This window comes from Methylophaga frappieri (assembly GCF_000260965.1).
Lineage (GTDB): Bacteria > Pseudomonadota > Gammaproteobacteria > Nitrosococcales > Methylophagaceae > Methylophaga > Methylophaga frappieri.
The window spans coordinates 1741401-1766697 of record NC_017856.1 but is presented as its reverse complement, the minus strand read 5'-3'; the positions used below and the strand labels follow the sequence as shown (position 1 = coordinate 1766697).

The following is a 25297-nucleotide window of genomic DNA, read 5'->3' as shown; positions in this document are numbered from 1 at the left end:
AGCCCGAGTATGAAGGACTTGAAATCGGGAATCTGTGTCCCATATCACAGTAATCTGCGGCGTGATGTCGCTCAAGCAAAGGATACGATTGGTTATGAGTTCTGTTGTGCCTCACCTGACGACGGCTTTGAACGGGCCGCTACTACAATTAGAGTCGCACCTTCTGGCACGACAAACCGATGTAGAAGCCTGGCTTCGTGAGCAGTGGTTACAAACGCCGGCACCATTTTATGCTTCTGTCGATTTGCGTAATGCCGGATTTAAACTGGCACCTGTTGATACCAATTTATTCCCGGCAGGTTTCAATAACCTTAATCCCGCCTTTATGCCGCTGTGTATTCAAGCGGCTCAGGCAGCAGTGGAGCGGGTCTGTCCTCGCGCTCGGCGTATTCTCATCATTGCTGAAAATCATACCCGAAATCTGTTTTATCTCGAGAGCCTGGAAACCTTGCGCGGTATTTTTGAGCAAGCCGGTTTAGATGCTCGCATTGCCAGTTTGCGTGACGATATAACAGACGCAATGGAAGTCACGTTACTTTCTGGTAAAACGTGTCATTTGGCGCCGTTAGAACGTAAAGGAAATCGCGTTGCGATTGGTGATTTTTCGCCTTGTCTTGTGTTGTTAAATAATGATTTATCAGCTGGCAAGCCGGCGATTTTGGAAGATATTGAGCAAGAATTAGTTCCGCCGCTTAAAGCTGGCTGGTCAACCCGAAAAAAATCGGATCATTTTACCCATTACACGGATGTGGCGAATGCCTTTGCAGAAAAGCTTGATATTGATCCGTGGCTGGTTTCTCCCATGACATTGCAATGTGGCGAAGTCGATTTTATGGCGCGCAGTGGTACTGAATGTTTAGCCAGAAATGTGGAGACAATGCTCAACGCGGTGCAAAAGAAATATGATCAATATGGTATTGACCGGCAGCCCTTTGCAGTGGTTAAGGCTGACTCCGGTACGTATGGCATGGGTATCATGACCGTCAAATCAGTTGAAGAAATCACCAATCTGAATCGTAAGCAGCGCAACAAAATGGCTTCTGCAAAAGAGGGGTTAGTGGTAGATAATGTGTTGATTCAAGAAGGCGTTTATACCTTTGAAACTCTAGGCGAAGACCAGGCTGTCGCCGAGCCCGTCATTTACATGATGGATCATTTCGTTGTCGGCGGCTTTTACCGCGTTCATACTGGGCGAACCTTTGATGAAAATTTAAATGCCCCCGGCATGCATTTTGAGCCATTGGCGTTTGCGCAATCGTGTATTGAGCCAAACAAAGCGGATAAACCTGATGCGGAGCCAAACCGGTTCTATGCTTACGGTGTGATTGCTCGGTTGGCGTTACTTGCCGCAGCGCGAGAGCTTGCTTGACTCAATTAAGATGCTCGCCCAGATAGGCGATGGTCATGGTCTGATTATGTAGCAGGCCATGGCGGTCATCTTCACCTGAGCAAATCTCGCCATTAGAATAAAAACCCGTAATGGCCGTTTGCATACCCAGTAAACGCTGGACGGCGAAAACCTCATCGGAAACCTGCTCATCCATTACCAGCTTGCGGCCGACGCAACTGACACAGATAGCCAAAGCTTTGTCATTGATATTGACCCCTTTCTCCAGGATTTGCCGAGCAGCGTCACTGGCACCAATGACCAATTGATCATGGTCAGATTTCAAAAAACGTACCGTGGCACCGGTTTCAATATTCCCAGCAAAAGTCAGGCTATTATCTTGTTCGTTAATGGATAATAAGGTTCGAATGACATTGATATTTTTGTCATCCATGATGGCAAAAGGAAAGTTAAGTCCAGAAGAAGGCAGCGTATTGGCGTAATAACCGATATACATTTTATACAGAGGCAGGGCTGGCTTGTTATCCAACTCAAACACCACGTTTTTTTCAGCACGGGTAATGCGTCGTGGTGGACCGTAGGGTTTCCAACCGCCTTGAGCGCCGCTGGTAACAATAGCGTCTTGGCCATAAATGCCAACGGCAATCACAACCCGATCCTGAATTTTGCCATCATTCAACATTAATGTTTGTGTGAATTGTGCTGCATCACCAGCTAATCCACCCGTAATCGGAATGTTTGGCAGCACTTCCTGCAACCCTTCGACCAACTCAGAGCCATTGACATTGAGACCATCGCTCAGCACAAATAAACCTTTCAGATCCGGGGCGAGTAACTCATTCGCAATTTGGGCGCCAAGCGCATGAGACTGCGCCATACTGTTTACAGGTTTCGCGATAAAGCGTAACTGGCTTCGCTCCCAATGCATAGCGGTGATGTGCAAGCTGTCATCAAAGACGCCATCACCGGTGATTTCGCCCGAGGTGGTGCAGCCAATAATTTGGGCATCGGGGTAACGTTTTTGTAGCTGCAAGGCCAGATTGCGTTCACTAAAACGGTTGACCGAGCCAAACACCAGTACCCAATTCGCATTTGGTAATGGCGACTTGCCAGATAATTTAGACAGCGCCGTTTTGGCGGTGAGGTGTTCTTGAGCAAACTTCATTTGGCGGTATCCGGCATTCTGAAAAAAGGGTCGTTACGTCCATGTCATGACATTGCAACAAAACGCTCGACCGATACTACATCAGATAAAACCAGATAGGGAACCAAAAGCGATCGCTTTGTGAACTGCTCGCCAGATTTTTTATAGCGACTGCGACAGTCAACGGCACCGTCGCAGTCATGACTTACTCTGCCAGCTTTTGTTTTAAAATCGCATTGACTTGTCCGGGGTTGGCTTTGCCTTTCGAGGCCTGCATAACCTGGCCAACAAAATAGCCGAGCAACTGTTCTTTACCTTCTCGATACTGAACAACTTGCTGTGGATTGGCGGCGATAACGTCATCAATCATGGCTTCAATTGCGCCTATATCGGTGACTTGTTTGAGACCTTTCGCTTCGATAATGGCATCCGCATCCGTTGCTTCACCCTGCCATAAGGCTTCGAAGACTGACTTGGCAATTTTGCCGGAAATCGTGTTGTCTTCAATACGTTCGATAATCCCCGCCAACTGCTTGGCGGAAACAGGTGAATCCTCAATATCTAATCCGGCTTTATTCAGAGCGCCACTTAATTCAACAATGACCCAGTTGGCACAGATTTTCGGTGCCTTGCCGCCCGTTTCTGCCAAGACAGACTCATAGTAGTCGGCTAACTCGCGGCTGCTGGTCAGGACTGAGGCGTCATAGAGCGACAGGCCGAGCGCTTGTATGAAACGATCTCGTTTTTCATTGGGTAATTCGGGCAGACTGGAGCGGAGCGTTTCGAGTAAGCCAGGCTCCAACACGAGTGGCAGCAAATCTGGGTCCGGGAAGTAGCGATAATCATTGGCTTCTTCCTTGCTGCGCATGGAGCGCGTTTCATTTTTATCTGCATCAAATAGCCGGGTTTCCTGGATCACTTCTCCGCCACTTTCAATGACATCAATCTGGCGTTCCACCTCGATATTGATAGCACGTTCAACATTTCGGAAAGAGTTGATGTTTTTTAATTCGGCGCGGGTGCCAAATTTTTCTTGGCCTTTAGGACGAACAGAAACGTTGGCATCACAACGGAAAGATCCTTCCTGCATGTTGCCATCACAAATCTCTAAATACCGTACGAGAGAATGAATTTTCTTCATATATGCGACCGCTTCTTTAGCGCTTCGCATATCCGGTTCAGAGACAATTTCCAATAATGGCGTTCCAGCCCGGTTTAAATCGATACCGGTTTGGCCATCAAAGTCTTCGTGCAATGATTTACCTGCATCTTCTTCGAGGTGGGCACGGGTAATGCCAATCACCTTTTCACTGCCATCGTCTAATTCAATACTGATTTTGCCTTGCCCAACAACGGGTAACTCATACTGACTAATTTGATAGCCTTTGGGCAGGTCTGGGTAAAAGTAATTTTTTCGGGCAAACACAGAACGATCAGCAATTTCTGCGTCCACTGCGAGGCCAAATTTTAATGCCATGCGCACGGCTTCTTTGTTCAACACTGGCAAAACGCCTGGCAAGCCCAAATCAACGGCGCAAGCCTGTGTGTTTGGTGCAGCGCCATAATTGGTCGCTGCGCCCGAGAAAATTTTTGTTTTGGTTGCTAACTGGGCATGAATTTCCAGCCCGATAACCACTTCCCAATCCATAATTGATGGCCTGATTTAATTAGTTTGAAATGCTGAATTGTAGCAAGGATTACCGCAAGCTGAGAATTTTCCAGCCGCGTTGTTCGGCGACCTTGCGCAAGGTGGCGTCCGGGTCGACGGCAACCGGAAAGGTCACTTTCTCCAATAAGGGTAAATCGTTATGAGAGTCACTGTAAAAAATACTGTCTTCTAAGGTCTCGTCTTGTTCTGACAGCCAAGTCGTTAAACGACTTACTTTACCGTCTTGAAATGAAGGGATACCGGCAACCTTACCGGTATAACGACCATCGATCATTTCAGGTTCGGTAGCAATAAGGTGTTCGATACCTAAAGCTTCAGCAATAGGCTGAGTGAGAAAACGATTCGTTGCGGTAATAATCAGCAGGGTGTCACCTTGCTGTCGGTGATAAGTAATCAGCTCACTGGCTTTGGGTAGCATGATGGGTCGGATTTTTTCCTGCAAATAAGCTTCACGCCATTGCAGCAGATCCGGCAAGGTATTTTCCTTAAGCGGGGTGAAAACAAATTCCAGAAAAGCATTAATATCGAGCTGTCCGGCCTGATAATCATGATAGAAAGCCAAATTGGCCTCATGGTAAGCCTTGGCATCGACAATATTGTTTTCCGCGAGATAGCGTCCCCACAGATAATCACTGTCACCGCCAAGCAAGGTATTGTCGAGATCAAAAATTGCTAAAGCCATGGTGTTCCGTTGCATTGATAAAAAGAAAGTTGTCCATTGTAAGACAAAATGCGTTGCAACCTCGGATGGCATTGACTAATCTTAACTTAACTTAAATTAAATGCGGGCGCTTAAAGGTGCTGCCCGCGAGAGATGACACCGTGATTGACAAAGATGGCTTTAGAGCCAACGTGGGGATTATCATCTGCAATGATGACAATCAGGTTTTGTGGGCGCAACGTACCCAGCATGATTCCTGGCAATTTCCTCAAGGCGGCATAAAACAGGACGAAACGGCGGAGCAGGCCGCTTTTCGTGAACTGGCTGAAGAAGTCGGCTTATTGCCGCAACATGTTGAGTTGCTTGCCCAGTCGCGAGGCTGGCTACGTTACCGTTTGCCTAAACGTTATTTAAGATATGGCAATAAACCCCTTTGTATCGGTCAAAAACAGCGCTGGTTTTTAATGCGGCTGATTGGCAGCGAAGCGGATGTCCGGCTTGATGTGCACGAAAAACCCGAGTTTGATGATTGGCGCTGGGTAAATTACTGGACGCCGGTCGAAGAAATTGTGTTTTTTAAACGACGTGTTTATGAAAAAGCTTTGCACGAATTTGCCCCGGTTTTGTTTCCCGAGTATCGGCGTCATCGCCAGAAAAAAATCAATTGAGTGATTTTCGAAAAACGCTGGAATTACGTTGATAATTATACAGTGCCTGCTTTTCAACAGGCAGATCAGCAATATCAGAGCGTTGAAAACCATGCTCAATAAACCAATGTGCCGTCTGCGTCGTTAATACATAAAGCGCTTGTAACCCTTGCTGTCTCGCCCGTTGTTCTAATACGGCTAACAGCTGTTTGCCGCGACCGCGACGACGGTAACTATCTGAAACGGCTAGGCAGGCCAGCTCCGCTACCTGGCTTTCTGGATAGGGATATAGGGCAGCACAGGCAACAACGCTGCCGTCACGCTCCATGACGGTGAATTTTTCAATTTCTCGTTCTAACAGTTCGCGCGAGCGTTTAACCAAAACACCATTTGCCTCTAATGGGTGCAATAACTCCAAAATGCCACCGACATCATCAATAGTCGCTTGCCGGATAGACTCAAAAGAGTGCGCACTAATCAAGGTGCCAACGCCATCACGACTGAATAATTCTTGCAGTAGCGCCCCATCAATTAATCGATCCAGTAAATGCACTCGCTCAACGCCACCTAAGCAAGCGGTTTGTGCTGCAGCAAGCATGGGATGCTGATAGTCAGTTATCTGATCCAGCGTGATTTCTCGAGGCAAAGCCGCATCACGTTGACCAATAAAGATGAGTTTGTCTGCCTGTAAGCTGGTCGCCACAGCGGTGGCGATGGCTTCCGCTGACAAATTAAAAATTTCACCGGTTAGCGAGTATCCCAGCGGGGATAACAATACGACATTGCCTTGTTCTAATTGCTGATGAATCGCGACACTGTCAATACGCCTGACTTCGCCTGTATGGCCTAAGTCAATGCCATCAATAATGCCGGCAGGCCGCGCTGTGACCCAATTGCCACTCACGCAGCGAATACGCGCATCTGCCATCGGTGTTTGCGGCAGTCCCGCAGACAGCTTGGCCTCGATCGCAATCCGCAAATCACCGATAACCTGTCTGGCTATTTGCATGCTTGCATCGTCGGTAATGCGCAAACAGTGATGATAATGCACTGGTACCTGCAGTGCATGACAGCGCTGTTCGATTTGCGGGCGCGCACCAAAGATAAGGACAAGGCGAATTTCAAGGCTGTTTAAAATGGCCAGATCATGAATTAAATGATCAAACTCTGGCCCCGCAATGCTTTCACCATCAAAGGCAATAACAAAAGTCGCGCCGCCGTGCGCATGAATATAAGGCGCTGCAGCCCGAAACCAGCGAATCATATCCTGGCCAGACAATTGGTCATTTTTGCTTGTCATAGGATCCTTTTTATCGTAGTAACAGCACGCTTGCCAAGTTGCGTGTAAAATTAGTAAGTAATTTTGTGCAAATCTGCTTTTTTTTGCACGTATAAAAAGTCAGTGGAGAGTAAAAATGCCTGAATATCGTTCTAAAACCTCAACGGCCGGCCGAAACATGGCGGGCGCCCGAGCGCTTTGGCGGGCAACGGGGATGAAAGATGACGATTTCAATAAACCCATTATTGCTATTGCCAACTCATTTACCCAGTTTGTGCCAGGGCATGTCCATCTTAAAGATTTAGGCCAGTTAGTTGCGCGTGAAATCGAGTCTGTGGGCGGCGTTGCCAAAGAGTTTAATACCATTGCGGTCGACGATGGCATTGCCATGGGCCACAGCGGCATGCTTTACAGTTTACCGTCACGCGAAATTATTGCCGACTCGGTAGAATATATGGTTAATGCGCATTGTGCGGATGCGCTGGTTTGTATTTCCAATTGCGACAAAATAACCCCGGGCATGCTGATGGCGGCAATGCGTCTGAATATCCCAGTAGTATTTGTATCTGGCGGGCCGATGGAGGCGGGTAAAACCAAGCTGGCCGGCAAAGATGTCAAACTGGATCTGGTTGATGCCATGGTGCAGGCAGCGGATGATCGGATCAGTGATGCTGATGTCGAACAAGTCGAGCGTAGTGCTTGCCCGACCTGTGGCAGCTGCTCAGGCATGTTCACCGCTAACTCCATGAACTGTTTGACCGAAGCGTTGGGTTTGTCTTTGCCCGGCAATGGCTCATTGCTAGCCACGCATGCCGATCGGCGCGAATTATTTCTGGAAGCAGGCCGCCGCATTGTCGATTTGGCCAAACGTTACTACGAAAATGATGAAGCAGATGTCTTGCCCAGAGCCATTGCTAGTAAAGCCGCTTTTGAAAATGCTATTGCATTAGATATCGCCATGGGGGGGTCGACCAATACAGTGTTGCACTTATTGGCTGCGGCGAATGAGGCAGAAGTGGATTTCACCATGGCAGATATTGACCGCATGTCTCGTAAAATACCCAACCTCTGTAAAGTTGCCCCGGCAACAAATAAATATCACATGGAAGATGTACATCGTGCCGGTGGTGTTGTTGGGATTTTGGCCGAGCTGGCAGCGGGTGGCTTATTGCATACTGATGTCCCAACAGTACATAGCAAAACCATGCAGGTCGGCTTGGAACAATGGGATGTGAGTCGTAATCAGAATGAAGCCGCGCATAAACGTTATTCTGCGGGACCAGCAGGTATACCAACCCAGACGGCATTTAGTCAGGACTGTCGCTGGCCAGAGTTGGATCTGGATCGTGAAAATGGCTGTATCCGTCAGATATCGCACGCTTACAGTCAGGATGGTGGCTTGGCAGTACTTTACGGCAATATTGCAGAAGAAGGCTGCATTGTGAAAACGGCTGGTGTCGATGATTCGATTCTCAAGTTTTCAGGTCCGGCACGGATTTTTGAATCTCAGGATGCCGCCGTAACGGCCATCTTGACCGAGCAAATCGTTGCCGGTGATGTCGTCCTGATTCGCTTTGAAGGCCCGAAAGGTGGCCCTGGAATGCAAGAAATGTTGTATCCAACCAGTTATCTAAAATCTAAAGGGCTGGGCAAATCCTGTGCATTATTAACAGACGGCCGCTTTTCCGGGGGCACCTCAGGCCTATCCATCGGTCATGCCTCACCAGAAGCGGCAGAAGGCGGCAATATTGGGTTAGTTGAGGAAGGCGACATCATTCACATTGACATCCCCAACCGCACCATTAATGTTGATTTGACCAATGAAGAACTGGCCCATCGGCGTGCAAAAATGGAAACGCGAGGGGAGCAGGCCTGGAAGCCCGTCTCACGCCAACGCAAAGTTAGTCTGGCACTGCAGGCTTATGCCGCATTAACGACCTCTGCGGCTAAAGGTGCCGTTCGGGATGTGGACCAGCTCAAACGACGCTAGACCTGTCGGGCATAGAGTTTTCGATACAGTTGATCTTGTTTTATCAAACTATCGTGGTCGCCATCAGCAATGATGTCGCCACCATCGAAAACAATAATCCGATCCGCCTGGCGCACCGCGCTCAGGCGGTGCGCGATAATAATGGTTGTCCGGTCAGATAGGTAATCAGCAAGGGCTTCATGGAGTTGTGATTCTGTGTCGCTATCCAGTGCAGAGGTTGCTTCATCCAATACGACAACGCTGGGGTTTATCAATGCCATACGAGCGATGGCGAGTCTTTGTCGCTGACCACCCGACAATTTGACGCCATCTCTGCCCACCAAGGTGTCGAGTTGTTCGGGCATTTTGCGAATGATCGATTCCAGCTGTGCGATACGCAAAGCGGACCAGACTTGCTCGTCACTGCTGGGGCGGCCAAGCGTGATATTTTGTCTGACACTGTCATTAAACAGGGCGGGACTTTGTAACACGGTGGCGACGTGCTCCCGCACCGTCGGTAGTCCAATATCACTGACAGGTATCCCATTAAAATAAACCATGCCCTGATCTGCCGGATACAAGCCCAGTAAGACATTAACCAAAGTCGATTTGCCGGCGCCACTGGCCCCGACCAGCGCGACTTTCTCGCCGGCGTTGATACGCAGTGAAACGCCGTTCAGAATTTTTTCGTCGCGCAAATAGCCAAAGTGCAGATTTTCAACGTGAATATCACAAGCCTTGCCGGGTACAAACGGATTACGATGCGCCTGAAACTGTTGCTCCTGCTGTAGATTAAACAAATTATTCAGTCTGGATACAGCAGCTTGTGCGGCATAAAAAGCATATTGGATATTCAGAATTTCCTGCACGGGCGTCATCATGAACCAGAGATAGCCAAATACGGCGAACATCTGGCCAATGGATAGATCGGAGAACACCACCATAAACATGCTAACCGCTCGAAATACATCGAAGCCAAACAAGAAAATAACAAAAGAAAATCGATTGGCTGCTTCACTTTTCCAGGCAAAGTCAGCGGCATGTCGACGCACTTGCCGGGCGTGGTCGATGATGCGCTGCAGGTAATGCTTCTCCCGGTTGGCTACTCGGATCTGGGCGATGGCATCCAGTGTTTCGGTCAAACTTTGCTGGAAAATCTCAAAAGCCGAATTTTCCTTTTTTTCAATTGCTTGACCCGTTTCCCCACCACCATCGTGAAGTAGATAACCAACGGGTTCATTAATAAAATTAACAGGGCAAGCTGCCAGTGCAAAAACAGTAAAATCAGCGCCGTGCCAATAATACTTAATACAGCGACCACAAAACGGCTCACCGTATTACCGATAAAGTTATCAATGACTTCAATATCCGTGATGAAATGCGAGGCAATACTGCCACTGCCCCGGCTTTCATATTCACTGATGGCAATCCGACCAAGGCGATGAATCAGTTTTTGTCGTATCCGAAAGGTAATGCGTTTGGCAATAAGTGTGAAATAGCGGGACTGCACAACGTTGAGAATTAAAGCGGCAATGCGCAGTATTAGGGTCAAAAGCAGTACTGCCAGGATATAAAGCACCGGACCATGCCAGAGTTCCGGGGTGAATTGGTTGATAAAGCTAACGGTGGGACCGGGCTGATCCAGCAGTACTTCATCCACCATTAATGGCAGCAATAACGGCACCGGTACGGCACAGAGTGTGGCGATAATGGCGATAAGATTCGCTTTGACCAAATGTTTTTTAAAATGCAGCGCTTGGCGCAGGATGCCGGTTAAATCGTAGTTATTCTCAGTGGTCATAGTGCCCGTCATTGAGATGAGATGTTCAGACTAATACCTGACGACCATCCCTCGACTGCAGAACCTCAGGGTAATAACCCCAAACAGATTTCACCCGGTCTGGATGCAATATCGCATCAGGGCGGCCAGATGCAACCATCTTACCTTGATTTAACAACCAGATCTGATCGGCATAACGTCCCGCCAGATTAAGGTCATGCATAATCATCAGAATGGTGGCCTGTTGCTGTTGAGTGAGCTCGCGCAACATCGCCAGCAAGTCATGTTGTTGACCCAGATCCTGTGCCGAGGTCGGTTCATCAAGCAACAATAAAGGCGCTCGTGTTGCCATTGAGATTTGTAACAATACGCGGGCAAGTTGCACCCGTTGGCGCTCCCCTCCAGACAGGCTGGTATACAGGCGGTCAGCCAATGTCAGCGTGGCCGTTTTTTGCATCCAATGCCGGGTTTGTTGATCGATAGTGTGTTTATCCATGGAAAGCGGCGTGGCGCCAATCGCCACGACTTCTTGTGCGCGAAAAGGGAAATTCAGCTCACTGCTTTGTGGTAAGACACCAATATGCTGGGCGCGATCGCGTCGAGTCAAAGTCTGTAGTGGGGTATTGTGGAATAGAATGTGACCACTCTCTGGCTGCCATTGCGACGCCAATATTTTTAACAGACTGGATTTACCCGCGCCGTTAGGACCCAGCACGGCGACAATTTCAGCCGTATTTAGACTGGCCTGCTCAATATGCAGAATCGTTTTGCTGCTTCGTTGCAGGTGCAAATTATGAATATCCAGCAAAGCCATGATTAAAGCGCACTCAACCGCTGACGTTGCTGCAATAGCAGGAACACGAAAAATGGTGCTCCTAATAAGGCCGTAACCAGGCCGACCGGTAATTCAGCGGGTGCCATCCAGACTCTGGCACCAATATCGGCCATAAGCAGTAATCCAGCCCCTGCAAGGGCAGAGAGTGGCAGTAAAAGACGGTGATCCGGCCCCAGACTCATTCGAATCAAATGCGGTATCACCAGTCCAATAAATCCAATAATACCGGATGCTGAGACAGCAACACCGACGCCCACCGCCGTGATGACGATGAGTCGTCTTTTTAGCTTTTCGGTATCAATGCCCAGGTGCTCAGCTTCTGCTTCACCAATCAACAAGGCATTCAGTGACGCAGCGTGATGATGATAGATAACAAAAAGTACCAAGCTGGTCAGGCCAGTAAGCCAGAGCATTAAAGTTGATGCCCCGTTAAGCGAGCCCATCCCCCAAAGTGTGAGATCACGCAGAGCTTGATCATTGGCGATAAAAGTTAAAAATCCGACTACCGCACCGGTGAAAGCGGCAACGGCAACCCCTGCTAATAAGAGAATCAAAACCGAGGTTGACCCATATTGAGATTTGGCCAATCGGTAAACCAGCAAGGTTGTTACCAGGCCACCCAAAAAGGCCGAAACCGGCGTGAGAATGGTTGCCAGTGAGGCCGGTAACAAGACGATGGCAATCGCAGCGCCTAAACCCGCACCGGAAGAAACGCCAATAATGCCTGGATCAGCCAGCGGATTTCGGAACAAGCCTTGTGTTACGGCACCACACAACGCCAATAGGGCACCAACAAACAATGCCAGTAACGTTCGTGGCCAGCGAATGTCGGTGATCACCAATTGTTGATAACCTTCCAGTCCGGAAAACGACGAACCAAACAGCGCATCCCACAAGGTCAGCAGACTTTGGTCGGCGGGTAACGCCATCGGACCTGAGGTGATAGACAGCAAAACCCCGAAAATCAGCAAAATCAGCATTGCCAGCCAGACCAGTCTGACAACAAACACGCCGGAAAAGTACATGATGGATTAAGGCGAGCGGCTAGCAGACAGCAATGCGCTAACTCGCAAGGCTTCATCCAGAGCGCCAAGGCTCAGGCCGGCGATGAGTTTGGCAGCGTTGATGCCAATAATCTGTTGCTGAGTACCGGCACGGGTATTCTCCAGCAAAGGGTAACGTTCTAATAGATTCGCAGGATCCAGCTCTCCATCGGCACGCTGACCGATCAGAATGACATCCGGGTTAGCGCTGAGTAGGGCTTCAATGGAGACAGATTGGTAGCCTGAAAAAGTACTGATATTGTTGCCATTGAGTAAGGTAATCAAGGCAGCGGCCGTTGTACCTGTACCAGCCTGTGACAGACCACGATCGCCTAGATCCAGCAAAAAGACCATACGTAATTGATGACTCGAATTGGTATCAGCCAGTTTTTTCTGCCGCTGAGCAATATCGGTAACCAATGCCTTTGCCAGATCTTCTCGCGCCAGCATCGTACCAAGCTGCATGACATTGCCAGACAATGCGTCAAGGCTGGTTGGACTGGCCAGTTGCACCAGTTTTAAAGGGGCCTTTTCTAACAGGCGCAGTGTTTCAGGTGGCCCCATATGATCACTGCCAATCACCCAGTCAGCATTGGTTTGTAGCAGACCTTCTGCGGAAAGGGTTCGATGGTAGCCAAGATTGTCAACCGCTGAGGGCAATAACGACTGACTGGTGATGTCGGTTGCAACAATATGATCCCCCAGTTCAAGGGCAAGCAGAATTTCCGTGGCATTACTGTCAACACTGACAATTCTTGGCGCCAAGGATGTCACATCAGCATGACTGTATAGCGGGATAAATAGCGTTATCAGCAAGATAAGTTTTTTGAGCATAGGTGACATCACTGTTTTTTCTGGGAGGCAATACGCAGCAGTTTACGACAAAAAGCGGTGAGTAAAAATAGTTGGTAAATAATGAAAATAACAATTATTATCAGTTAGAATCAATTTATTTGTGGATAACCTTGCGAGAATTAAGCCAATGCATCTCTTAACCCGTAACAGACTATCAGTACTGATTGCCGCATTACTGCCCATTACATCCGTGCAAGCCACGGAAACCATTGCATTGGAGGACATGAAAATTACCGCAATAAGAGCAGATAGTGAGGCTTGGCTAACACGGCATGTCGATTTGGTTGAACAAGATGCGCTAGACCGACTGCAAGCGCAATCTGTGCCGGAAACGGTATCTAAGCTGGCCAATGTCAGTCTGCGTGGCGGACCACGAGAAGATGTGCAAAATGTCAATATTCGTGGCTTAGGGGATAATCGCGTTCTGCAACTGGTTGATGGCGTTCGCCAGAACTTTTTTTCTGGTCACCGGCCAACTTATTTCTTGGATCCCGCGTTATTGCAAAACGTTGAAGTCATAAAAGGCCCGGTTAGCTCATTGTGGGGATCGGGCGCACTCGGTGGCGTGGTTTCCAGCAATACCATCCACGCTGCTGATTTACTGGATGCAGGCGAATCTTTTGGTGGTTTTATTAAACAAGGTTTTAACAGCAATAATGACAAATGGTTAACGACGGCCGCGCTGGCAGGGCGTTATGGTGATGTTGACTTGCTGGTATCGGGATTTTATCGTGATGGTGATGATCTGGAAATTGGGGGCGGTGACACGTTAACCGACTCTGCCGTCAGAGATCGCGGCATGCTGGCCAAAATGGACTGGTTTATTGATTCGGCGCAAACGGCAACATTTAATTTCCGGACTTCGAACACCGATGGTTCTGTGCCCAGTAATGGCTCTGCGGTGCCAACAACGACATCCAATTTCCTGATTGAACGTCGCAATATTACCAATCATGCTTCAGTTGATTATCAATTTAACCCGGATAGTGACTGGATAAACAGCAACCTGAAGCTGTATTGGAATGAGACCAGAATGGACGAGCGTCGTGTTAGCGATGGTCGCAGCGACAATACCGAGATACGAACCTTAGGGATGAATCTCAATAATCTGAGTCAGTTGGGCAAGGTGCAACTTTTGTACGGAATTGATGGCTATCAGGACAAGTTCACTTCTGATCGCGGCGGCATGAACCGTCCGGCGCCACCGGAGGCAACTACGGATGTATGGGGCGTGTTTGCCAATGTGCAAGTACCGTTTAATACGCAATGGCTGCTGGAATTGGGCGCGCGTTACGACTATTTTGCGACTGAAGCAGATAATCTGGATGCGGATCGGAGTGATAATGCCTTTTCACCCTCAGCGGCGGTCAGCTGGTTACCGACAGAGGATTTACGCTTGACGTTCCGTTATGACGAGGCATTTCGTGCGCCAACAGCAGAAGAACTGTACACAACGGGCAGTCATTTTTGTATTTTCCCCGGTTTTTGTAACAGCTTTGTACCGGATCCGAGCCTGAAACCAGAAGAAGCGCAAAATATTGAGTTATTGCTCGATTATCAAATGCGTTCGATCTTTAATGACAATGACACATTGACCTGGCACGCGGCGGCTTTTCATAACGATGTGGATAATTTTATTGAGCAGATTGTGACGGATCCGGTTTTTAATGTCATGCCAAACCCACCCGGTCCGCCATCGGTGATTCCGGTTAATGCCGGTACCACTTTTAACCGCAATGTGGATGAAGCCAAACTGGTCGGCTTTGAACTTGCCATGCGTTATCAATGGCAGTCATGGCAGGCCTTTGTCAGTTATGGGCAAACACGGGCTCAAAATGAGCAAACAGGTGAGGCCTTGACTAATATCCCGGCGGATAAATGGGTCTTGGACTTAAATAAAAGCTGGCGTGCTGATAGTCTGCTGACCGGCCTGACAGTGAGTCGGGTAGAAAGCCAGACACATTTGCCCAATAGTTTTCAAAGTGCTGAATACGATCACTACACGTTGCTTGATATGTACGCCAGTTGGACACCACAGCAGTTTGATAATCTAACCGTGGATTTGACGCTCAATAACCTGACGGATCAAAAATATACAGTTGCGTTTGAGCAACTCGCTATGCCAGGCCGGGATGTTCGGCTTAGTGTAAAATATGATTTTTGATCGACCGAGCAGGAGCAGAGTTTGGCACCAACAGGATTTATGCCGGGACGACAGGCAGCGTCATTATTAACCGAAATAGCCGATTGGTCATGGGTGACCACGATTGTCATTCACGGCGGCAGTGTTTTTGAGTTTAAAGGCCCCTTCCCATCTGGCTCGGAAGGGCATGGCTTTTATAACCTGACGGGTCCATTGCCTGGTTTTCATGGCCATCTTAACCTGGAAAAAGTGGCTAAAATACAGTTTCAAGACAGACCGCACCGAGGCCGAGAGAGCTATGCATTTGTCTTTGAAGACGACCAGCAAGAGACGATATTTAAAATTTTTCTGGGCCGCACAGAATCAGGGGAGCTGATTGATAGTCAGGTCACCCGGTTTAAAGCATTACAACAACATTATTCCCAAGAGAGTCTGTCATGAATAACGCAGGGCTGGAAACCAGTATACAAAATGAAATCATGGCGTTGGTTGATGACCGTAAAAGCCTTATGTTGTCGTCGTTAGATGAGGAAGGCTTGCCATATGCGTCTTACGCGCCGTTTGCCTTTGATGAGCGTCATTTATATGTATTGATAAGTGATATTGCGGTTCATGGCAGAAATTTGCGTGCCAACCCGCAAGCATCTGTGCTTATCATTGAGGATGAGTCCTCAGCGGCAGAGTTATTTGCCCGTGTTCGCGTTTTTTATCGTGTACGAGCGAGTTTATTGGCTCCAGACAGTGCAGACTGGCAAACCGGTATCCGGGTTCTGCAAGCGCGTCATGGTCAGCGAATTGAGAGCCTCAGCCAGTTGAGTGATTTTCGGTTATTTCGATTACAACCTGAAGGGGGGCGATACGTCAAAGGATTTGGCAAAGCTTACCAAATTGAAGGCGGTAGCCTCGCTGGCGAGAGTCTGCAACACCTTCGTGAAGGCCACAAAAAACGTAATTAGCCCAGCCAATCAGAGGCAGCCGTAATTTACAGGCTGCCCCAGCTGCTTTTACGGCGTAATCTAAGACGCGGCAAGATCAGTCCCAGCACGATTCCAGCAAATAATACTGCGGCACCAATCAAAAACCAGCTTTTCGTGCTGTTATCCCGAAGAGCATTATTTTCAATCTGAGTGGTTTGAATTTCGCTGTCCATTTCCTGCAGTTTTTGTTTCAGCTGGCGGTTTTCATTTTCCAAGGCAACCGCGCTAGAAGCAGTTCGACGTAAATCATCCAATTCTTTGCGTAATCGTTGTGAGGTTTCTTTTAGAGACAGGTTTTGCGTGTCGGTTTCGTTATTCTGCGAACTGAGTTGTTCAATCTCGGTTTTGTAGTTCGCGACTTCAAGTTCCAGATTAGCCAGTTTTTGCTCATTTTCAGCAAGCAAGTCGCGCGCGCTGCCGGTTTGACTCAAATATCGGGTTAAAACCCAGCCTTCAACACCCTCTGCGGTACGAACTTGTGAGTAGCCACTATCACTGTTGTTTTGTAAAACCTGCAAACGTGTGCCTGACTTGAGCATTTTGCGGATGCCAAATTCCAGTCCTTGTCCATTTCGTAGCGTGATTTCCAGTTCATCAGAAACATAGCGTGTCTGAGCAAGCGCGACATCGACAGCCAGCAGAGACAGTATTAATACTAAAAATCTGGGAAAAATCATGTTCACATTAGAGTCCAGCACTATCAAAACTTTGCATTTTAACAGATGCCCAAAGGGAAAATCTTGACCTGTCCGGCAAAAAAAATAGTTTGAAATGACCGTGAGTAATCAGGCTGTCATATCTTGTTGATACCCTGCCAGAAATTTATAAAGCTACTTAAATTAGATATGGACACGATTCGAATTTTATTCTTATGTACGGGGCATTCGTGTCGTTCGCAGATGGCTGAGGGCTGGGCAAAAAAACTGGCAGGGAATGAATTTGAAATTCGCTCAGCTGGAATTGAAGCACGAGGTCAAAATTTACTGGCACGCCAGGTTATGGCTGAGGCAGGCGTAGATATTTCTGCGCAAGAGTCGATTCGCGTCAATGGTGAAATGTTGGAGTGGGCCGACTTGCTGGTTACCTTGTGTGATAACGCAGAAGAACAATGTCCTGTCCTGAATCCGCATACAGCGAGACTTCATTTACCGTTGACCGATCCCGCGAAATACCGCGGCAGTGAGGCTGAGAAATTGGCGGCATTTCGAGAAACGCGTGACAAAATTCGCCAGCGTGTGGTTTACGTGTTATCCGAATTGCGGGCCAAGGCGGTCGTTAACAGCCGTTGAAGCGCCCGGTAAATCGAGATCACGATTTGCCGGATACAATTCATACAGACTATGGCCGGCAATTTTCTTTGCCGCGGACTTTGCTTTACTGGCGTGTTCTGCTAGATCGACTTCATTCAGAATATCGTTAAATAATATAAGTTTGACGGCACCTACGGACAGGCTCAGTAGCGGATAAAAAACGGGTTTGCCATTGCGATCGGTTGCATAGAGACCTTGCTGCTGCAAATGTTGGGGCTGATACAAATCGGTATGCAGGGTATTAAAGGCATCAAAAATAAGCTGACATCGTGATCGCCAGTCATGACTTTCAAATGCAATGATGAAATCATCTCCGCCAACATGACCTAAAAAGTCGATTTCAGGATCCAGATTCTCACTTAGTAGACGCGCTGTCTGACTAATTACTTTGTCGCCTTTACCAAAGCCATAGGTATCGTTATAAGGTTTAAAGTTATCCAAATCAAAATAACAGACAGTGACGTCACGTTGCTCGGCAATGGCATCACACAAGTGTTCGGTCAGAGGAACGTTGCCTGGTAAACCACTCAAAGGGTTGGCATAGCGGGCTATGGTCAACTGCATATCGGTAATTTGTCTCAACAAATCCATCAGGCTGCCAATACCGCGGTAATAGCCATGTTCAGTGATAATAAACATGCTGTGTTGCTGCGTTGAATCCTGGCTTGTGATCTGTTGGGATAACGTTTTTAGTGGCAGCGCAGTTTCGGCGATAATTGGGCTGCGATCCATGAATTGATGAATCGGTTTACGTCCATGCAAATCACGGCCATAGCGGCTGGCATATAAGGTCATAAATTCATCACGCCAGACCATGCCGGCAATGGAGTTATCATCGTTGATAACGGGCAGAGCGGCTAATTGCACGGCATGCTGAAAGCGCTCACCAACAGAATTGACATCATGGTAAATCCGAACTGGCGTCAATGGGGTTAACAGACTGCTCACTAAGGTATTTGCTCGGGGCTTTCCGGTGTTGAGCAGGTTGGGCGTTTGCCGCTGTGCAAATAAGTTGGCATCCAACTCTTGCTTGGGAATCGCGTTCGGACGCGCAAAATAGTAGCCTTGAGCAAATTGAATTTCCATGGTCTGTGCCGCGAGATATTCTTCTCGCACTTCGACGCCTTCACCAATAATCTTGCAGTTGATACCTTGTGCGATATCAATGATCGATTGCACAAACTGACGCTTTTGCCGATCTTCGTGAATATTCTGAATAAAGTGCCGATCAAGTTTGACATAGTCAGGCTTTATTTCTGACCAAGTACGTAAGCCGGAGTAGCCAGCACCGAGATCATCAATGGCAATAGAAAACCCCATATCACGATAATGTGCGGTGGCTTCACGCATCACATCGTAATCATCAATAGGATATTGCTCCGTCAGTTCAATAACGACATGATGGGCAGACAGCCCCGCTTTTTTTAAAAACTGCAGGGTTAGTCCATGCGGATAGTCCGGTTGCAACAAGGCGGCAGGAATGGTGTTAATAAAAAGTTTGCTGGTCAGACCGAGTTCGCCAAACTTAGCAATAGCCAGTTCTCGGCATAGCAAATCTAATTCAGCTAGACGGCCATGGCGGCTGGCAGCGTCAAATAAATTAATCGGAGAGTGTAATAAACTATTTGAGGGGCCACGAATTAGCGCCTCGTAACCGTAAATCTGATGTTCCTTAAGTGACACAATCGGCTGAAAAATGGGCGTTAGGGCTGCATTTGCCAGAATATCTTCTAATGACTGAAATTGCAGTAGTTCTTCTTTGGTCACGTGATCATCTCAGCTAAACAAAAAAAAGCCCCACCCAAATGGGTAGGGCTTGATTCTGCATATCGGCCTACCAGAAAGCCTGTGCGCGGAATTTCAGTGCTGAAGGTTCAGCATCTGTATCCACACCATTGACGGTCAGGTCGGTGATTTTGTCGTAGTTAAGCATCAGACGCAGGTTTTTACGTGGAATATAGTTGATACCAAATGTAAATTTGTCTGCTTCGTCTTCAGTTTGAACGCTACCACCGATTACCCCTTCCGTTTCGATGTTCTCAAAGCGAGCAACTAGCTGCCATGCACCCCATGGTGACTTAGGTGAAACGCCAGAGTTGTAACCTTTTTTCCATTTGTAAGACTCACCAGTCAAGAAATAACCCGCTTCAACTGAGTAACCAGTAAAATCCTGGTCTGAGTTCACATTGCTTTCAGCACTGTAGTCAACGTATTCTGCCAATGCGTGGAACGGACCATAGATACCTAATACATCCGCAGTAAATGCCGTTGAGCCATCGTAGCCAGCAACTGACGTATCAATTGGACGCTCAGAAGTAATGTGGCTGACAGCGCGTTGGCGATAGCGGAAGGTGCCATCACCATTACCACGGTTCAAATAACCTGCACCAATTTGTAACAAGTGTTTGCTGTCTTGCATAAAGGGAACAAATGAACCACGAATCGCCCAAGTGTCTGCATCATCGACATCTGTTTCACCCGCGTCGATTGCACCACTCGTGAAAGATGTCGCTAACAACCAGCGGTAATCTTTATCATTGATTTGGAATACTGCACCACTTTCACGTGCCGGTGACAAAGCTGAATCAGCATAAAAAGGGCGATCAATGAAGCTCATGTATTTAGAACTGGCTTTCGTGTTGTAACCGAATGCAATGTGAGACTGACCGAGCTTAACGCCCCATTTGATGTTGTCGCTCAAGTTATTGCCATAACCAACATAGGCATCTTTGATAGAGGCATCGCCGCCAGCGAAGTCAGCTTCGAATTTGTAGCTCCAGTCGTAAATGCTGCCTTGAAAACCAAGACGGGCACGACGTAATTCTGTCCCGCGACCTTCGTTATCGCCGATACCTGTGCCATCATACAGGCCATCATTATCAACAGAGAGTGCATCCCACATGACACGGCCAATGGGTTGGAATTCCCAGTTGCCTTTTTTGTCAGCAACAACCAATTTTCCGTCAGTTGTGATTTCAGGCATGTTTGCTGTTGCTTCTTCGACTTCTTTTTTCATTTCTGCTTTTTCAGCTTCTGCCATTTCTTTGTCGGCGGCAGCAGCATTTTTCAGCATGTCGTAATCGTTGGCACTGATCGTGCCCTTATCACGCAGGACTTTTAATAAATCCAGCATGGCTTCGTTGTTCGCCTGAGCAGGCAAAGTGGCTGCGCCGAGTAACGCACCCGCGATAAGCATTGCAGATGTTTTTAATTTCAAGGGACTGTCCTCTTAGTTTGACAAAACATACGTTCGGCCCCGTAAGCCGGAGACCCGCACACGATAAGTCCGCAATGTTTCAGCGTGATGAAAAAACCATGACAGTTATATGACAGCGCAACAAAAATGCTTTTTTGTGGTTTTTAAGCGACAGCGACACGCTTGATATTAAGGCCAGATACCCCAATCTATTCATAAACGCTTAGATAAAATGGAAGGAATGCGCATGTTTCGGGGATTAATTTTACTTTTCTTGCTGGTGCCCCTGATAGAGCTATTTGTTCTGATTGAGGTGGGTGAGATGATTGGGGCTGCTTGGACGATCATGCTGGTATTAGGCACAGCCATTTTCGGCGCTTACTTGGTTAAACTTCAAGGTATTCAGACTTGGTATCGAGCACAAAATGCGCTGCAACAAGGGCAGCCACCTGCACTGGAAATGCTGGAAGGAGCAACCTTGTTAGTCAGCGGTTTCTTATTATTGATACCCGGGTTTGTCACTGATGCGCTGGGTTTTTTGCTGCTGGTACCTGCATTGCGGCAAAAACTGTTATTGCCTTTGGTGGACAGGAGCACCATGGTTTTTCGGCAACATACCACTAGGCGACCAACCTCGCAGGATAACATTATCGAGGGGGAGGTCATTGACGATGATGAGTCCCATTTTCGACGTTAATGGCTGCGGTAAATTTTTTTTCGTTTCTCTCTTGAACTCTGATTCAACAGCCCCATTTAAGGGGTTCTTAAACAACTTGTCTGTTAATTTTTTTACTGGAGGATATAACTGATGAATCTTCGTCCCCTTCATGATCGTGTGATTGTGCGTCGCATGGAAGAAGAGACCACCACCGCTGGTGGGATTGTCATCCCTGATAACGCAACGGAAAAACCGTCACGTGGTGAAGTGATCGCTGCGGGCAATGGCAAAGTCACTGATTCTGGCGATATTCGCCCATTGGCTGTAAAAGTTGGCGATAAAGTGCTGTTTGGCAAATATTCCGGCACGGAAGTCAAAGTTGAAGGCGAAGAGCTGCTGGTCATGCGCGAAGACGATATCGTCGCGGTCATTGAAGCTTAAGCTGAATTTTTACGAACGCCACATCGTTAATCACGTTAATTAAAGCATTAAAGAGGAATTAAGATGGCTGCTAAAGAAGTCAAATTTGGCGCTGATGCGCGTCAACTCATGGTCAAAGGTGTCAATACACTGGCCAATGCGGTCAAGGTAACCCTTGGCCCGAAAGGACGTAATGTCATTCTGGATAAAAGTTACGGTGCACCGACTATCACTAAAGATGGTGTTTCTGTCGCCAAAGAAATCGAACTGGAAGACAAGTTTGAAAACATGGGCGCGCAAATGGTTAAAGAAGTGGCTTCACACACTTCTGATGCGGCAGGTGACGGTACTACCACAGCGACCGTCTTAGCGCAGGCTATCCTGCGTGAAGGCATGAAATCAGTTACGGCAGGCATGAATCCGATGGATCTGAAACGCGGTATTGATAAAGCGGTTCAAGCTGCGGTTGAAGAACTGAAAACAATGTCTTCACCTTGCGATGATGACAAAGCCATTGCGCAAGTCGGTACGATTTCAGCCAACTCAGATAAATCTGTCGGTGACATCATTGCCGATGCAATGAAAAAAGTCGGTAAAGAAGGCGTTATTACAGTTGAAGATGGCCGTGGTTTTGCCGATGAACTCGATGTAGTTGAAGGTATGCAGTTCGACCGTGGTTATCAGTCACCTTATTTTGTGACGGATCAACAAACCATGGCAGCAGAGCTGGAAGATCCCTATGTTCTGTTGTTTGATAAAAAAATCTCCAACATACGTGAACTGCTGCCAACCCTTGAAGCAGTAGCAAAATCAAGCCGCCCACTGTTGATTGTCTCAGAAGACGTAGAAGGTGAAGCACTGGCGACTCTGGTTGTGAATAACATGCGTGGTATCGTTAAAGTCTGTGCCGTTAAAGCGCCAGGTTTTGGTGATCGTCGTAAAGCTATGCTGGAAGACATTGCCGTATTGACTGGCGGTACCGTTATTTCTGAAGAAGTCGGTCTAAGCCTTGAAAAAGTCACGTTGGATGACTTGGGCCAAGCCAAGAAAATCACGGTTAGCAAAGAAAACACTACCATTGTTGATGGTGCTGGCCGAGCAGATGAAATCAAAGCTCGTGTTGAACAAATTCGTGCCCAAATCGCTGAGTCTTCTTCTGATTACGATAAAGAAAAACTGCAAGAGCGTGTTGCCAAACTGGCTGGCGGTGTTGCCGTGATTCGTGTTGGTGCCGGCTCTGAAATCGAAATGAAAGAGAAGAAAGCCCGCGTTGAAGATGCGTTGCATGCAACTCGTGCAGCCGTAGAAGAAGGTGTTGTTGCGGGTGGTGGTGTAGCGCTGGTTCGTGCTGAAATGAGCCTGGGTACCCTGAAAGGGGACAATGCTGATCAAGATGCCGGTATTGCGATTGCCCGTCGTGCGATGCAAGAACCACTGCGTCAAATCGTCACTAACTGTGGCGATGAAGCGGCTGTTGTGCTGAGTCAAGTTGCTGATGGTGAAGGTAACTACGGTTACAACGCCGCAACCGGCGAATATGGCGATATGATTCAGATGGGTATTTTGGATCCAACCAAAGTTACCCGTACCGCATTGCAAAATGCTGGTTCTGTATCAGGCCTGATGTTGACCACGGAGGCGATGATTGCGGAACTGCCAAAGGAAGAAGCCGCAGCGCCGATGCCTGATATGGGTGGTATGGGCGGTATGATGTAAAAAATTAAACTCAAGTTTAATTTTTGCCTTCCCAAAAAGCCCCGGCATGAGCATGTCGGGGCTTTTTTATTGCCTAAACAACAAAGCACGTAGGTCAGAATTAGCCACCATCCCGATTAGCGGGATACATTGCGTTGTGCGTCCTGCGCTATTAGGGTGTAAAAGGCGTTAACAGGTCACTGGATATTGAAAAAGTCACGGTTAATTTGGCTTGGCAGACAGTCCGAATTCAAAGTAACAGTCTGTTCAGGATTTAATGGCACGGCTAAAAGAGGCCATTGCTGTGCCGGGCTAGCGTTTCCTCGATGTATTCTCTGACCCAAGTACGATGTGCAAGCTGATCTGAAACCAATGCAAAAGCACTTTTGGCTGTCCCTGAGCCTGCCAGCAGGTGAATGACATCTTGCCGTAGAGTGTTACGGCGAGGCCTTATCCAAGATCTTTGTGATGAGCAATGCTTGCGGATTAAACCGGGCCCTGTAATCAGTTACAAGCCTTGCCAAAAGGGCATTAAGGTCAGGGTCAGGACAAAGAGAATTAACACGAGGATGATGGAAAAGCGAAACGGATGCTGCAAAATAAAACCGCCAAACCCCGGTATTTCGCCATTAGCGCGCAGCGTGTCGTAGTGTTCACGTTGTATTACCGCACGCTGGGCCTGATATTCATCAATTATGGCACGGGCAACGGGCAATTGTTCATCGTTGTGTAACCAAATTGCGGCGACACCTAAGCCAAAAAAACCCGCATGGGTCTCATAAAAATCGAGGTTTTTGTCGGTCAGTAATTGCCGAACATCGTCGGCTTCATCTTCCGGTACATTGTTTAGATGAAACAACAGCGTCGCCATTTTTCTTCCTTGTATAATAGCGGGTTAACAATTTGTCGGTATAGCAAAGGCTATATTGTCACTGATTTTGCAAGGTGTTCGCAAAATTATGATTGACGTCCCGGTGACCGGCCTCATCGTCCCTGACTTTCAGGATGACATCACGTAACCGTGCATTATCTGGCAATTGCCAATAATCGATAGCAATTTGTGGTGCAGGAATGTTGTCGTAGGTGCCATCATCGACGCCATTGAGGTACTCGGTATAGCTGTACACCGCTTCTTCTTCGAGATAGCCAACGATGCGGTGGGCAACCTTGGAAGAAAACAGGTACAGCAGAAAAAACAAATTGTAAAAAACGCCTTGGGCAATAATGATGATTAATCGCTCCAGCCAACTTGGTTTAGCGATGTGAATGAATGTCATTAAGTGCATGCGCTCATTTTCCGCTTCATCAAGCAGCGTGCGAATCCAGCCCTCATCATCCTGCATGCGTCTAAGAGAACGTAAATGTTGCAGTGCCCCACCAACCATTCCCGGTACCGCTGCTACCGTTTCAAGAACTACGGCGCGATGACCGTAGCGCCCTGAAAAAAATGCGTCAGCGAAAAATCGCATGAATTTAACGACGCGCAGAGCAATCCGATCGGAAAGACATTGCGGTTGATAGTGGCTATGTAAAATTTGTTTCTCTGACATGACAGTGTCTCTTGTATTTTATTGTGATGGTACGACGTTAATCATGAACACAAAAGGGCAATTTTTCATTATCTTTAAGAGAGAGTTTTCGCCAATATTTCAGGCTTCTGGTAGTTTA

Annotated in this window: 22 protein-coding genes and 1 pseudogene; 10 read left to right on the top strand and 13 right to left on the bottom strand. The window is 47.7% G+C overall.

Annotated elements, in window-relative coordinates; translation table 11 throughout:
- Positions 1-94 precede the first annotated feature (94 nt).
- A complete protein-coding gene (gshA, locus tag Q7C_RS08485) occupies positions 95-1369 on the top strand; it encodes a glutamate--cysteine ligase (RefSeq protein WP_014704324.1) in 1275 nt (424 codons plus the stop codon).
- Between the two features lies 1 nt (position 1370).
- Here the strand turns inward: gshA and Q7C_RS08480 are convergent, their stop codons facing one another.
- The 3 genes from Q7C_RS08480 to Q7C_RS08470 all read right to left on the bottom strand — a co-directional run bounded on the left by Q7C_RS08480 (position 1371) and on the right by Q7C_RS08470 (position 4843).
- Complete coding sequence (locus tag Q7C_RS08480; protein ID WP_014704323.1) at positions 1371-2513, bottom strand: FIST signal transduction protein; 1143 nt, start codon at positions 2511-2513, stop codon at positions 1371-1373.
- Positions 2514-2697: 184 nt separating this feature from the next.
- Positions 2698-4140 (bottom strand): Asp-tRNA(Asn)/Glu-tRNA(Gln) amidotransferase subunit GatB, encoded by a 1443-nt coding sequence (gatB, locus tag Q7C_RS08475; RefSeq protein ID WP_014704322.1) that lies wholly within the window; start codon positions 4138-4140, stop codon positions 2698-2700.
- Positions 4141-4189: 49 nt separating this feature from the next.
- Entirely contained in the window at positions 4190-4843 is a 654-nt protein-coding gene (locus tag Q7C_RS08470; RefSeq protein ID WP_041367042.1) for a histidinol-phosphatase, read from the bottom strand.
- Positions 4844-4983: 140 nt separating this feature from the next.
- Between Q7C_RS08470 and Q7C_RS08465 the strand changes: the two genes are divergently transcribed.
- Positions 4984-5490: an RNA pyrophosphohydrolase gene (locus Q7C_RS08465; RefSeq protein ID WP_041367040.1), complete on the top strand. Its 507-nt coding sequence runs from the start codon at positions 4984-4986 to the stop codon at positions 5488-5490.
- On the opposite strand, the gene argA is transcribed toward Q7C_RS08465, so the two are convergent.
- Positions 5483-6769: an amino-acid N-acetyltransferase gene (gene argA, locus Q7C_RS08460; RefSeq protein ID WP_014704319.1), complete on the bottom strand. Its 1287-nt coding sequence runs from the start codon at positions 6767-6769 to the stop codon at positions 5483-5485. The two genes, Q7C_RS08465 and argA, sit on opposite strands and share 8 nt — an antisense overlap.
- A 115-nt stretch (positions 6770-6884) precedes the next feature.
- On the opposite strand from argA, the gene ilvD reads away from it, so the two are divergent.
- Positions 6885-8738, top strand: coding sequence for a dihydroxy-acid dehydratase (ilvD, locus tag Q7C_RS08455; RefSeq protein WP_014704318.1), 1854 nt, complete (start codon positions 6885-6887; stop codon positions 8736-8738).
- Here the strand turns inward: ilvD and Q7C_RS14075 are convergent.
- From Q7C_RS14075 to Q7C_RS08435, 4 genes and pseudogenes are all read right to left on the bottom strand, one after another.
- Positions 8735-10518: pseudogene (locus Q7C_RS14075) on the bottom strand (ABC transporter ATP-binding protein). The gene ilvD and the pseudogene Q7C_RS14075 overlap by 4 nt on opposite strands.
- 25 nt (positions 10519-10543) lie before the next feature.
- A complete protein-coding gene (locus Q7C_RS08445) occupies positions 10544-11311 on the bottom strand; it encodes a heme ABC transporter ATP-binding protein (RefSeq protein WP_014704315.1) in 768 nt (255 codons plus the stop codon).
- Between the two features lie 2 nt (positions 11312-11313).
- Positions 11314-12357 (bottom strand): FecCD family ABC transporter permease, encoded by a 1044-nt coding sequence (locus Q7C_RS08440; protein WP_014704314.1) that lies wholly within the window; start codon positions 12355-12357, stop codon positions 11314-11316.
- Between the two features lie 6 nt (positions 12358-12363).
- Positions 12364-13209, bottom strand: a complete 846-nt coding sequence (locus tag Q7C_RS08435; RefSeq protein WP_014704313.1) for a heme/hemin ABC transporter substrate-binding protein — start codon at positions 13207-13209, stop codon at positions 12364-12366.
- 148 nt (positions 13210-13357) lie between these two features.
- On the opposite strand from Q7C_RS08435, the gene Q7C_RS08430 reads away from it, so the two are divergent.
- Genes Q7C_RS08430 through Q7C_RS08420 form a run of 3 tightly spaced genes read left to right on the top strand, consistent with a single transcriptional unit; the run spans position 13358 to position 16329 of the window.
- Positions 13358-15394, top strand: a complete 2037-nt coding sequence (locus Q7C_RS08430) for a TonB-dependent hemoglobin/transferrin/lactoferrin family receptor (RefSeq protein WP_014704312.1) — start codon at positions 13358-13360, stop codon at positions 15392-15394.
- Between the two features lie 21 nt (positions 15395-15415).
- Positions 15416-15814, top strand: coding sequence for a heme utilization cystosolic carrier protein HutX (gene hutX, locus Q7C_RS08425; RefSeq protein WP_014704311.1), 399 nt, complete (start codon positions 15416-15418; stop codon positions 15812-15814).
- Positions 15811-16329, top strand: coding sequence for a HugZ family pyridoxamine 5'-phosphate oxidase (locus Q7C_RS08420; RefSeq protein WP_014704310.1), 519 nt, complete (start codon positions 15811-15813; stop codon positions 16327-16329). Before hutX ends, Q7C_RS08420 begins: the two co-directional genes overlap by 4 nt.
- Positions 16330-16355: 26 nt before the next feature.
- Here Q7C_RS08420 and Q7C_RS08415 read toward each other — a convergent pair whose 3' ends face one another.
- Positions 16356-17027 carry a TIGR04211 family SH3 domain-containing protein gene (locus Q7C_RS08415; protein ID WP_014704309.1) on the bottom strand — a complete coding sequence of 224 codons (672 nt, stop codon included), beginning with the start codon at positions 17025-17027 and terminating at the stop codon, positions 16356-16358.
- A gap of 168 nt (positions 17028-17195) precedes the next feature.
- Here Q7C_RS08415 and Q7C_RS08410 point away from each other — a divergent pair, with 168 nt between their 5' ends.
- Positions 17196-17639, top strand: a complete 444-nt coding sequence (locus tag Q7C_RS08410) for an arsenate reductase ArsC (RefSeq protein ID WP_041366677.1) — start codon at positions 17196-17198, stop codon at positions 17637-17639.
- On the opposite strand, the gene Q7C_RS08405 is transcribed toward Q7C_RS08410, so the two are convergent.
- Both Q7C_RS08405 and Q7C_RS08400 read right to left on the bottom strand, forming a co-directional pair.
- Positions 17598-19427 (bottom strand): GGDEF domain-containing protein, encoded by a 1830-nt coding sequence (locus tag Q7C_RS08405; RefSeq protein WP_014704307.1) that lies wholly within the window; start codon positions 19425-19427, stop codon positions 17598-17600. The two genes, Q7C_RS08410 and Q7C_RS08405, sit on opposite strands and share 42 nt — an antisense overlap.
- Positions 19428-19494: 67 nt before the next feature.
- On the bottom strand, positions 19495-20877 hold the full coding sequence (locus Q7C_RS08400; protein WP_014704306.1) for an OprO/OprP family phosphate-selective porin: 1383 nt from the start codon (positions 20875-20877) through the stop codon (positions 19495-19497).
- A gap of 226 nt (positions 20878-21103) precedes the next feature.
- On the opposite strand from Q7C_RS08400, the gene Q7C_RS08395 reads away from it, so the two are divergent.
- From Q7C_RS08395 to groL, 3 genes are all read left to right on the top strand, one after another.
- Positions 21104-21553, top strand: a complete 450-nt coding sequence (locus Q7C_RS08395) for an FxsA family protein (protein ID WP_014704305.1) — start codon at positions 21104-21106, stop codon at positions 21551-21553.
- A gap of 111 nt (positions 21554-21664) precedes the next feature.
- Positions 21665-21955 carry a co-chaperone GroES gene (groES, locus tag Q7C_RS08390; protein WP_014704304.1) on the top strand — a complete coding sequence of 97 codons (291 nt, stop codon included), beginning with the start codon at positions 21665-21667 and terminating at the stop codon, positions 21953-21955.
- Positions 21956-22018: 63 nt separating this feature from the next.
- The gene (gene groL, locus Q7C_RS08385) at positions 22019-23650 is read left to right on the top strand and encodes a chaperonin GroEL (protein ID WP_014704303.1); all 1632 of its coding nucleotides are present in this window, start codon (positions 22019-22021) and stop codon (positions 23648-23650) included.
- A gap of 487 nt (positions 23651-24137) precedes the next feature.
- On the opposite strand, the gene Q7C_RS08380 is transcribed toward groL, so the two are convergent.
- Both Q7C_RS08380 and Q7C_RS08375 read right to left on the bottom strand, forming a co-directional pair.
- Complete coding sequence (locus tag Q7C_RS08380; protein WP_014704302.1) at positions 24138-24500, bottom strand: DUF6164 family protein; 363 nt, start codon at positions 24498-24500, stop codon at positions 24138-24140.
- A gap of 58 nt (positions 24501-24558) precedes the next feature.
- The gene (locus Q7C_RS08375) at positions 24559-25179 is read right to left on the bottom strand and encodes an alternative oxidase (protein ID WP_014704301.1); all 621 of its coding nucleotides are present in this window, start codon (positions 25177-25179) and stop codon (positions 24559-24561) included.
- Positions 25180-25297: the final 118 nt, after the last annotated feature.